We start from the raw sequence: 11358 nt of genomic DNA, 5'->3' as shown, positions 1-11358 counted from the left end.
ATCTGCTGCACGAGCGTGGCATTGGGATCAGCCACGAAACTGTGCGGTTTTGGTGGAACAGATTTGGCGCGATATTTGCAGCCGAAATCCGCAGGAAACGCGTCGAGCGGATGCGCGCGCATTCAAACGGGCAGTGACATTTGGACGAAGATTTAGTGAAGATCAACGTTGAGAGGCATTTCCTTTGGCGCGCCGTGGACTACGAAGGCGCAGTGCTGGAATCCTGTGTCACGATGCGCCGAGATCGCAAATCCCTGACGACAGACGGCGGTAATGAAGCGGTCTCCTGTGTCAGGCACAGTAAGTGTAAGACCTTTTGGCGTATTCACGATTACCGCGGAATAAATAACATCATTATTGGGGCTTACGACCCATTTATCGTCTGCCCGGGCAAGAGACTAAAAGTGATAGAAATTGTTGATACCCTCGCGTTGCACCATTCCAGTCATGAAATGCAGGAACTCGGCCCTGATAAATTCCGCGGCATTCATTTCAGGATCCTTGGGATTAGCCGTTCAATCGCCGGAATCGATTGGTGGGATCGAGTCAAATGGCTCTGCGACAAGGGCTGTCGGCAGGGAAAAGGCGGCAAGAACCGTCGCGAAACCAAGTTTCCGAAATCTATTCACGGTCATAGTCTGTATCCCTTTTATGGCAAGTTCATTCAAAGGCGTTCGGGAGTGATGCTGCGGATCAAGTCGATGAATTTGATCATCTCCGGCTCATCGACAGGAAGGTACAGTCTCAAATCCCGGTCCACCCCTCCTGAACCGTCAAGTTGTACGGCTGTTCTGGGCGGTGCAGATAGATTGTGCAGGAGGCGCCGAAACGCGGGCAATCGAAGCGCCGTCGGATGAGTGATGCGGGTCAATGGACGTCGATCAAAAATCCGCTCGGCCATCGAACAGGTTTTGTCAGAAAAAACCACTCTGCCCGCCTTAAGCTAGTTTTTCTGACAAAGCCGTGAAACTCTGAACATCGATGGAAATTGCGTTGCAAAAGCCATTATCAACTGCAAGGGTGATCTTTCAGGGCGCGGCGAAACGACGGGAAAATCGAGGCTTCCAGGCAATGAAAAAAGGAAACCGGCATCAAGACCATGATCTTGACGTTGCTCAGAAGGTTCGGGATTTCTACGAGAGGCACCCATATCCGCCGCCAATAAAGAAACTCGAAGACTATCGGAAAATCTGGAGCGATCCGCACAGAAGGCGTGCGGACCTCCATCTTTACTGGCCCAACGGGAAACCGGAAAAGAACCGAACAATACTGGTTGCCGGTTGCGGAACGTCTCAGGCGGCCAAGCATGCTATGCGCTGGCCGGAAGCCAATGTGATCGGGGTCGATGTCAGCACCACCAGCATCCGGAAAACCGAAGCGTTAAAGCGTAAATACAATCTGGAAAACCTGACGCTTCATCAATTGCCGATCGAGCGCATTGAAGGCCTCGGCCTTAAGGCTGACCAGATCATTTGCACCGGCGTATTGCACCATCTTCCTGACCCTGACGCCGGACTGTCTGCATTGCAAAAAGTGCTCAAGCCGAATGGCGCCATGCAATTGATGCTTTATGCTCCTTATGGTCGTACCGGGATTTACCTACTTCAGGACTATTGCCGAAAACTCGGGCTGGGGACGTCCAGGAGCGATATCAAAAAGCTTAATGAAGCTCTGAGTCTGCTGCCGAAACAACACCCTCTTTCACCAATGCTTTTTCAGGCCCTGGACTTCAAGGATAACGCCGCTCTTGCGGATGCGCTTTTAAACCCTCAGGACCGGGCCTATTCCGTGCCCGAGGTTTTCGACTTTTTAAGCCGCGCAAATCTGAAATTCGGGCGATGGGTAAAACAGGCGCCATATGATCCGAACTGCGGACTGTTTGCGGCGTCCCCGCATTGCAATCTTTTGGGAAAATTGCCTGTCCAGGAGCAATATGCAGCCACGGAACTTTTTCGCGGCACCATGTTTGTTCATAGCATTATTGCGTACCACGACACAAACGCACCTAACCCCCAGACCGTCGACTTTCATTCTGACACCTGGTTGAAATATGTACCACTGCGCTTACCGGAAACAATTTGCCTGCGCGAACGCCTGCCCAAAGGCGCGGCAGCGGTCCTGATTAACAGAGCACACACATTCGTGGATCTCTTCCTGCCGATATCCTCCGAACAGCACAAGATTTATCAACTGATCGATGGCATCCGCACCACAGAGGAAATCCACCAATTATCCGGCCAACCCGAAAAACTCCGATCTTTCTTTGAACTACTTTGGCGTCAGGATCAGATCATATTTGACCGATCCTGACAAAAGATCAGGACAATGCTTCCGAGAGAGGTTCGCCGGACCCTCCGGATGACGGTTTAGTACCCAGATTAGAAGCAATCATGGGAGAGACATCCACAGTGTATTTACGTCGACCGACCCGCACAGATGCGATTCCTGGCTCCGCCAAAATGACCGACACGAAGGCATCATAGGTCCAAGGTGACCCATGGGTGCTGTCAGGCTAATCATCCGCCTGAAAGAAGAATCTGGCCCACACTGAAGGTGCTCAATTGGTCAAAATCCGCAACCAAGTTTTGGAAGTCCAGAGGTTGATCGGGTAATCACCCTACTTGATCCAAAGGTCCAAACAACTTTTTGCTCGAAATGGTTCGAATGATTTAATCTCCATTGCAGATTTCGTATTTCTGACCCGCAAGAAGGGTGCGCAAGGTGCTATTATCCTTTAGATTCAGCTGCATACTCAGACGAAGGAAATGCAGGAGTAGGTATGTTTTCGGAAAGTCCGGGCCGAGAGGGACGTGTATCGCGTTGATAGGAAAATTATTTCAATATTATCCAAATATCACCCACGCCGAATATCCTTGATTGCATTGACGCCTTTGCAAAGAGGTTACATAGTTCTCCGAACTGCTAGAAAGATGGTGTATGACGAAGGTTCTCATAATGATGGATAACCAGAGGCCCATTTGGGAGATATCCGAACGTCTTGGCTACAGTGTCCCGCACATTTCACCCGTGCCTTCAAACGCTGGGCCGGACAGACGCCGGAATCTTACAGGACTAATTTGCTCCTTATAAACTGATTCACTAATAAATTGATGCATGGCGCAAGATGGTAATTGCACCGCTCAGAAACTATGCCAAAATGCTAAGGAAAATTTGCTGCGATGCGTAACTCAATTTTGGAGGTATTCTTAATTGTCGAAAGTTGGAATACTCGAAAAAGACATGACTTGGGTCAACCCCGGGCAATTCAACATGGGATCGGATGCGCATTACGCAGATGAAGCACCGGTTCGTAAGGTTAAGGTGAGCGGTTTCTGGATCGATTCGACCACCGTGACCAACGAACAGTTTGCCGTATTTGTCGATGCGACCGGATACAAAACTATCGCGGAGCGGCCTTTGAACCCTGCTGATTTCCCCGGTGCAGACCCTGTGCTCTTGGTGCCAGGGTCCTTGGTGTTTCACATGACAAAAGGGCCGGTTGACCTTCGGAATATTGGAAACTGGTGGTCCTATGTGCCGGAGGCGTGCTGGCGGCATCCGGAAGGGGTGGGTAGCGAGATCGAAGATCGCCTTGATCATCCGGTTGTGCAGGTCGCTTATGAGGATGCTGAAGCTTATGCGGCATGGGCAGGCAAGGAGTTGCCGACGGAAGCGGAATGGGAAGCCGCGGCCCGTGGAGGGCTGGACGGTGCGGCCTATGTCTGGGGCGACGAGCTCACCCCGCGCGGTAAGATCATGGCCAAAACCTGGCAGGGAGATTTCCCGTGGCGCAACAAAGCCAAAAAGAAACTGGCCCGAACAGCCCCGGTTGGTTCCTATCCCCCGAATGGCTTTGGGCTTTACGACATGGCTGGAAACGTGTGGCAATGGACAACCGACTGGTATGTTAATCACCACCCTCACAAAGACACAAAATCATGCTGCACACTCGACAATCCGCGCGGGCCATCGATGAATGCCAGCCATGACACCCAGATGCCACATATAAAAATTCCAAGAAAAGTGGTTAAGGGTGGATCATTTCTTTGCGCGCCAAGCTATTGTCGACGGTACAGACCTGCGGCACGACATGCACAGATGATTGACAGCGGTATGAGCCACATTGGATTTAGGTGCATAAAACGAACAGAAAAATCAACTAGGGAGTAAATTAATATGAGCGAAGAAAAATTCGAAAAAACCTGCATCAGCAGGCGAGAAATGCTGATGTCAAGCGTGTCCGCAATTGCCGCTGCGGGGGTCGTCACAAGCGTCGCGACTGAAGCTTCTGCTCAGACAGCGCCTGCCGCAGGTAGTGGCAAGAAGCCGAACATCCTGATCATCTGGGGAGATGATATTGGCTATGACAATCCCAGCTGCTACCACCGTGGCAGGATGGGGTATCAGACCCCGAACATTGACCGGATCGCGAACGAAGGTGCGCTCTTTACCGACTGGTACGGCCAGCAATCCTGTACAGCCGGTCGCGCTGCCTTCCTCACGGGGCAGAGCCCGTTCCGGACGGGTTTGTTGAAGGTTGGTTTGCCCGGTGCGAAAGAAGGCATGTCAATACTTGACCCGACCGTCGCGGGCCTGCTGAAAAACCACGGTTACATGACTGGACAATATGGCAAGAACCATCTTGGCGATCTCGACGAGATGCTGCCGTCCAATCACGGTTTCGACGAATTCTTCGGTAATCTCTATCACCTTAATGCTGAAGAAGAGCCGGAGAACGAAGACTACCCTCAAAACCCGGAGTTCCTTGAGAATTATGGTCCGCGCGGCGTTATAAAGTCCAGTGCCGACGGCCAGATCGAAGACACGGGACCTCTGACACGCAAACGTATGGAGACAATTGACGAAGAAGTTCTTGCCGGGTCCCTTGACTTCATGGATCGCGCTGTTGCGCAGGAGAAGCCCTTCTTTCTTTGGTTCAACTCTACCCGGATGCACATCTGGACGCACCTTAAGGAAGCATCGCAGGGTGTGACCGGTTTGGGCGTCTATGTGGATGGTATGGTCGAGCATGACGGACACGTAGGCCAGCTTCTCGACAAGGTCGACGAGTTGGGCATCACTGACGATACCATCATTATGTACTCGACGGACAATGGCGCTGAAATGTTCTCTTGGCCTGATGGCGGTACGACACCTTTCCGTAACGAAAAGAACTCGAACTGGGAAGGCGGCTTTCGCGTACCAGCCCTGATCAAGTGGCCCGGTGTGATTGAACCCGGAAGCATTTATAACGACATTTTCTCGCACGAAGATATGCTGCCAACAATCCTGGCAGCCGCCGGAGAGCCGGATATCGTAGAGAAGCTGTTGGAAGGTCACAGCGCCATGGGGCGAGACTACAAAGTCCATCTCGATGGCTATAATTTGATGCCCTATTTTAACGGCGAGGTTGAGGAATCGCCGCGCCGGGAGTTTTTCTACTGGAGCGACGACGGCTCGTTGGTAAACCTGCGCTTTGACCATTGGAAGTTGGTCTTCCAGGAGCAACGTGCCCACGGGCTTGATGTCTGGCAGGAGCCGCTGGTCGAACTCCGGTTCCCCAAGCTGTTCAATCTGCGCACCGATCCCTATGAGCGGGCGGATCACGAAGCCATCGGGTACCCTCGCTGGCGGCTGGATCGCGCCTATTTGCTAGTCCCGGCACAAGCCTATGTTGCGCAGCATCTTGCGACCTACCAAGAGTTTCCGCCGCGTCAGGAGGCTGGTTCATTCTCGTTGAGTCAAGTCCTCAGGTCGCTGCAGTCAAATACTTCGCAATAATTACTGATACTAGCGCCCGGCCATCTTTTGGTCTGGCGCTAAGTTTCGCTAGTTTGAATCATAGCTGCAATGAGAACCAGAGGAAATTGGAAGATGGACACCTGTGCTTGGACCAAAAAGGGACTCCGGCTCGCGCTTGCATTCGTCGCTGTTGTGCAACCTGCGATCGCAAAGGCCGATGAAGCGACTTACAAAGCGTCAGAGAAGCCCTCTCTTACCTACACGGTAACCGGGTATCTGTGGGCATCGGGCTTGAACGGAACAGAAAGTTTGTTCGGTCTGCCTACCGTAGATGTCGACCTGAATTTCAGCGACCTTCTTAACTCGCTGGACTTTGCTGCTGCTGGCGTGATCCATGTCCGACGTGACAGGTTCGGTTTCCTGGGTGAGCTGAACTATGTCAAACTCAGCGGAGGCGCGACCGGGCCGGGTGGCATCGTCACGGGTTCGTTTGAGACGAAGTCCTTCTTCGCATTGGCGGCAGTCACTTACCGCGCAGCCGAGGCAGACTGGGGCAACGTGGACCTGATCGGTGGCTTGAAATACTTCCGTCTCGAAAACACAGTGGCACTGTCACCACCTCCTGTCACTGCATCAGATTCCGAGAACTGGGTGGATGTCACAATCGGTGCAAAGGGCCGATTTTTTCTTTCTCCAGACTGGTCGGTGACGACATGGGCGATGGTGGGGGCCGGCGGGTCCGACCTGAGCTGGGATGTGTTGGGCGCCGTTGATTATCAGATTAATCCTAAGTGGTCTGTCTCAGTAGGCTATCGCGCGACTGGCGTCGACTATACCTCGCCGCAATTCAGCTACGACATGGTCCAGAGCGGACCAACCCTCGCTTTGACCGCGCGGTTCTGAGGTGGGCTGCTTCCGCTTGGAACCTTTTGAAAGCTACGGATCGTGAGACGACATGACGGAAAACCGAACTTGTCAGCAAAAAAAGGAGTAGAGGAATGAGTATCCGGGAAATGACGTCAGTTTTTCGAAGCGCTCTGGGACTAGTGTCCGGAACGAGCGGCGCACTCAGGTTTGTTGTGGTGGCCCTTTGTTTCGGCCTTTGTGTCCCAGTACCTGTCATGGCGCAATCTGACGATGCCGCAGCTTTGGCAAGGAAGCTATCGAACCCGATTGCCTCCTTGATCAGCCTTCCTTTCCAGCTGAACTATGACAGTGGCTATGGCGCGGCAGGAAATGGCTCCCGGCTTTTGATGAATGTTCAGCCGGTGATCCCGTTCAAACTGAACGAGAATTGGAATGTGATTTCGCGCACGATCGTGCCGTTTGATAACCGCGATTTCAATAATACGGGGTATAGCTTCGCCATAGGTGATATCGTGCAAAGTTTCTTCTTCTCGCCCAGCGAACCGTCAAGCAGCGGCGTGACATGGGGTGTTGGCCCCGTATTCGTGCTGCCATCCGGGTCCAACTTCAGTGGTGACACCTGGGGCGCGGGCCTGACGGGTGTTGTACTGAAGCAATCAGGCCGATCGACTTACGGGATGCTCGCCAATCATATCTGGGACGTTTCGGGTCCGGCCAGCATCGACGCCACATTCATTCAACCGTTTGCCAGCTACACAACCCCTGAGTTGTGGACCTATGGGATAAACGTTGAAGGGACCTATGACTGGAACACCAGTCAATGGTCCGCACCGCTTAATGTCTCTGCCACCAAGTTAATAGACATAGATGGTCAGAAGATCTCGATTGGTGGTGGCGTAGGCTATTGGTTGGCCAGCCCGAACGGTCAGGCTGACGGATGGCGCGCAAGGTTGATTGCGACATTTCTGTTCCCAAAGTAATCCCATTCTTGCTGAATCAACCGACGCGGAGATTCAAAGCGTTTTTTTTTATTTCAATGCAGTACGTCATGTTTTTCCAGCGCGGTTGAAGAAGGTTCTCGGCGGGAATCTCCGACCTCACGGTTACCGGGAAAGCGGATTGAATCGTGACTCACGCCGATTCCGCGCACGTGTAGGAGTATCTTCGATATTGCTGGAACAAACCGGAAAACGGATGTACATCATCACTGCCCAGCGGATGATCTCAGGGTGTGTTTGAAACTACTAAGGAGAGGCGTTAGCTCATGACTAGACGCAACGAAACACGAGACGCAACGAAACTACCTTGGTCAGCTCCCTTGCCCCCCCTTTCACAAATTTCCCTGCCTTTACCAGAAGAGGTGCTTTCACAAACATATGCCCCGGTGCTTTTCTTCCGAGACCGGTTGGACAGCAAATTCAACCGCGTTCCCCCTTACTTGAAAAAGGAAACACGTTGTTCTGAAGCCGCTAATAGATCGTGCACAATATTTTTTTCGGAAACTGGGATGTCACGTCTGATGTGTGCCGTCGCTCTGTTTGTTGCTGCACTAGTCTGCAGCCCGGTTCAGGCTGAATCGATTGCCAGAATGCTTAGGGATACCGGCCTAGTGCAACAAGATATTGACCTTATGACCGAGGAGGCCGCTAGCCTTTACAAAAGCACGGGAAAACAGATCGGAGACGCGACTGAATGGGAAAACGCGAACACCGGGGCTCGTGGGGCGGTTGAGATCGTTGGGATCGAAAGAAATTGTGTTGTTCTTCGCCACATATTCCAAACCAGCAAAAGAAGTCAGCAGCAAATTAATTTCCGACGATGCCAGACCGCAGATGGAACTTGGCAACTGTCGTGATCACAAGCCAGAATTGATTGCTTTTTGGCGAACGTCTCATCAAAGGTATGGGAGGCGTTGCAAGAGATCAGGATACCACAAGGCGAGATTTCCATGGCATTGCTGTCGTTCAACCTTGGTGTAGAAGTCGGACAGATCGCGTTTGTTGTCGTCGTGATGGCACTGGCGTTGGTTCTGAAACGCGTAAGTCCCGCTGTTCTAGCTGTTCTCAATACAGCAGGCGCAACCGGCGCACGTACGATGGCCTATGCCATCGGGGGCGTGTCGGCCTATTGGTTTCTGGATCGTTTGTCTGGATTTATCTGACGCCGCCAATCCACTTAAGCGGCGCCGATCTTTCGCGAACTGTTTTGACTGCGACAGGACATAGCCACCTTTGTACCCGTCTTTCAGGCTGTGGGTTACACCCTTGGCATGGCCAGTATAGATATTGTCGTTCACCAGAACGGCGATTTCCTTGATCCCCTCTTCGATCTCCATATTCTTGGAGAAAATGCCGCCATAGCCGTAGTCTTCATCTTTCGTCAGGCCCATCTAGATTATCCCGCCGTTTTCGCCCGCACGCGAAATAAAGCAGGTTTTCCGGGTCAGGTTCTGGTGAACCGTCAATCCCCGGCATTCCGATATTTGGTAATTTCATCCGTACTTGACGGCAGCACATCATCGTTAGCGGCAAAAGCGGGGGCAGCCACCGCAAAGGCAAGAACGGCACAAGCTTGTTTGATTTTTCTCATGGGGGAAGTCACCTGTTAATTTGTTTGTGAGGCTAGTTTCCAAACCCGATTGAGGGCAATTACCATTACGCGCCAGCCTTAGGATATCGGCCCAGGCTCGATGGGTGCTTGGTGGACGTCCCTCAAGTTCAAGAGTTCAAACTTTATGAAGCGCTTGGTTTATCTTTGGCTGCACTCAGGGATTTCTTATCCAAGCCCGCAAGGTCGAATGCGGGCTTGGAGATTGTGTTTTTTGGTTAACCAGGTGTGTACCAGATTGGCGAGGTGTAGGCGCGTTCTTGCGTTATCATCGGCGCTTCAGCCGGGGCTTCGATTTCAAAATACTTCGCTTCATAGGCTGTCCAGCGAGGCGTCGGAATTTCGATCACACGCGCATAGTAAACAGCACGCAACGCAGGGTCGAAATCGGGATCAGTCCAAACCGTGATCAACTCGGGCGAGCCGATGGAGTTGGTCCAGGTCGCGTTGGGCACGTCTACAGTGTTCCCCACCGCGCCATCGCATTTGTGATCAACAACCGCACGACCACCACATGCAACGTCATAAACTTGTTCTGCCGTAGTGCCGTCGGCGTTCAACCAGCCCTTAACAATCTGAATACGATCCAGATTTCCACTGTAGCTGTCTTTGAGCGCCCCGACCAAAAACGTCGGGGATTTTCCTTCTGGGGCCGCGGCAAGATCACCGCCCATTGGCACGCCTTTGGCATACCCCTCGTTCGCAGGCAAACGACTGGCTGCATCACTGGCGACATAGTCATACCCACCGAAGAAACGAACAGTCATACGTGGGCCTGTCGTCGCATAGACTTCACGTCGCTGCATTGCATCAAATATCGCTTTGCGCGTGTTCTCGGTTGCCCATACAGCCGTATATCCGGATGCGGCTTGATACCAACCCGGCCAAGTTACAGGTGGAAAGTGTCCCACATCCTCGGTCATTCGGTTGGGATTTGGCTCCGTCATGGAGTGTTTTCCAAAGAAGTTGTTCTCTTCTGCAGTTGCCAATCCGGTGTGCGCGTCGGTGGCACCGATCAATCCAATTTTGAACGGATTCACGCCAAGGACTGCTTCATGCCTCAATCCGTTTTTAAGCGCTTCCCTCGTGTATTCGTACTGAAGCATATCGTCTTCTTTGACAATCGGCCCAAGGTTTCCAACATCCCAAGTTTCATAGTCCGCAAATTCATCATTCGGAGACAGGAATGGATGTGCTTCACCATCCCCCTTGATCTGCGTAGTCTCATAAAGCGGCTCCCAACGGGCGCGAGTTTGTGCGTATTCTAAGGTAATAGGTTTACCAGTCTCAGGGTTTATGTCTGGAAACATAAGGCCGTTTGACAAGTTGCCGTTGTGAGCGACAGCCATTGCTCGTCCGCCCGTTGAATCTTCGTATTCACCAAGCCAATCCCATAGGCGCTCCGGGTTTGCGCCTCTTTGGGCAACTGTCAGCGGCAAAATCTGGCTTAGCTTGTCAGCATCGTCCCGAAAAAACACATTTCGATGCAAATTGTAGCCACCATCTCCGGATGTCCATTCAAAACCGATCATCGCCGTAAATGATCCCGGTTCATTATGAGCTTCCGCTGTCTCGATAACACCTTCCCAGATTTGGCGTTGAAAATCAGGCGAAAGCATGACTTCGGGCGTATTTCCTGCGGTAAAAGACTCTACGATCTCGTACCCTGCCGCAAGAGCTTCCTGGCCCCCAAGATTGATGCGGCGGCTCCACTCACGGACTATCTCGTCCTGCATGAGCATTGGATTGCCCGCAACAACTTCGTTCATCGCGCCCATGGCATCCGAGTGATCAGTTATTGCCAACCAATCCAATGGCTGACCAATCCTTGTCTGTACGCCATTTGATGTCGTAATCTCTTCGCCCTTGGCAAACCGATAAGCATCGTCATGGGTTAAAATGACGCCCGCCGCTCGGGCATCCAATGACAGCGCTGTGTGCAGGTGATTGTCCCCCCACAATGGGCGTGTTGGAAAATTGCGACCCGCGTAGGGTGAATAACTAGGCTTGACTAGGTTGGTTACTGCGGTGTCCCCAAAGGATTCCTGTGCCAAAGCACCTGACATCATTGCAGTCGAACAAACTCCTGCTAACAGCACGGTCATTGTATTCTTCATAATAATTCTCCGTCCAATTGCATTG

At 52.2% G+C, this 11358-nt stretch carries 9 protein-coding genes and 2 pseudogenes; 9 read left to right on the top strand and 2 right to left on the bottom strand.

Features of this window, described 5'->3' with window-relative positions; translation table 11 throughout:
• From J4E70_RS18075 to J4E70_RS18045, 6 genes and pseudogenes are all read left to right on the top strand, one after another.
• Positions 1–254: pseudogene (locus tag J4E70_RS18075) on the top strand (DDE-type integrase/transposase/recombinase); the annotation flags it as partial.
• An 817-nt stretch (positions 255–1071) separates the two neighbouring features.
• Complete coding sequence (locus J4E70_RS18065) at positions 1072–2310, top strand: class I SAM-dependent methyltransferase (RefSeq protein ID WP_213891145.1); 1239 nt, start codon at positions 1072–1074, stop codon at positions 2308–2310.
• Positions 2311–3210: 900 nt separating this feature from the next.
• On the top strand, positions 3211–4170 hold the full coding sequence (locus J4E70_RS18060) for a formylglycine-generating enzyme family protein (protein WP_246531853.1): 960 nt from the start codon (positions 3211–3213) through the stop codon (positions 4168–4170).
• 57 nt (positions 4171–4227) lie between these two features.
• The gene (locus J4E70_RS18055; RefSeq protein WP_377608317.1) at positions 4228–5781 is read left to right on the top strand and encodes an arylsulfatase; all 1554 of its coding nucleotides are present in this window, start codon (positions 4228–4230) and stop codon (positions 5779–5781) included.
• Positions 5782–5874: 93 nt separating this feature from the next.
• Positions 5875–6645, top strand: a complete 771-nt coding sequence (locus J4E70_RS18050; protein ID WP_213891143.1) for a hypothetical protein — start codon at positions 5875–5877, stop codon at positions 6643–6645.
• A 95-nt stretch (positions 6646–6740) separates the two neighbouring features.
• Positions 6741–7589, top strand: coding sequence for a transporter (locus tag J4E70_RS18045; protein ID WP_246531851.1), 849 nt, complete (start codon positions 6741–6743; stop codon positions 7587–7589).
• A gap of 119 nt (positions 7590–7708) precedes the next feature.
• Here J4E70_RS18045 and J4E70_RS19450 read toward each other — a convergent pair.
• A pseudogene (locus tag J4E70_RS19450) lies at positions 7709–7832 on the bottom strand (IS6 family transposase); the annotation flags it as partial.
• A 284-nt stretch (positions 7833–8116) separates the two neighbouring features.
• On the opposite strand from J4E70_RS19450, the gene J4E70_RS18040 reads away from it, so the two are divergent.
• The 3 genes from J4E70_RS18040 to J4E70_RS18030 all read left to right on the top strand — a co-directional run bounded on the left by J4E70_RS18040 (position 8117) and on the right by J4E70_RS18030 (position 9217).
• Positions 8117–8464, top strand: a complete 348-nt coding sequence (locus tag J4E70_RS18040) for an RT0821/Lpp0805 family surface protein (protein ID WP_213891141.1) — start codon at positions 8117–8119, stop codon at positions 8462–8464.
• 24 nt (positions 8465–8488) lie between these two features.
• Positions 8489–8770: a HupE/UreJ family protein gene (locus J4E70_RS18035; RefSeq protein ID WP_343229486.1), complete on the top strand. Its 282-nt coding sequence runs from the start codon at positions 8489–8491 to the stop codon at positions 8768–8770.
• A 108-nt stretch (positions 8771–8878) separates the two neighbouring features.
• Complete coding sequence (locus J4E70_RS18030; protein WP_213891137.1) at positions 8879–9217, top strand: hypothetical protein; 339 nt, start codon at positions 8879–8881, stop codon at positions 9215–9217.
• Between the two features lie 217 nt (positions 9218–9434).
• Here J4E70_RS18030 and J4E70_RS18025 read toward each other — a convergent pair whose 3' ends face one another.
• Entirely contained in the window at positions 9435–11333 is a 1899-nt protein-coding gene (locus J4E70_RS18025) for a DUF3604 domain-containing protein (protein WP_213891135.1), read from the bottom strand.
• Positions 11334–11358: the final 25 nt, after the last annotated feature.

This window comes from Pseudohalocynthiibacter aestuariivivens, from assembly GCF_018457175.1.
GTDB lineage: Bacteria > Pseudomonadota > Alphaproteobacteria > Rhodobacterales > Rhodobacteraceae > Pseudohalocynthiibacter > Pseudohalocynthiibacter aestuariivivens.
This window is presented reverse-complemented; position numbering and strand designations above follow the sequence as displayed.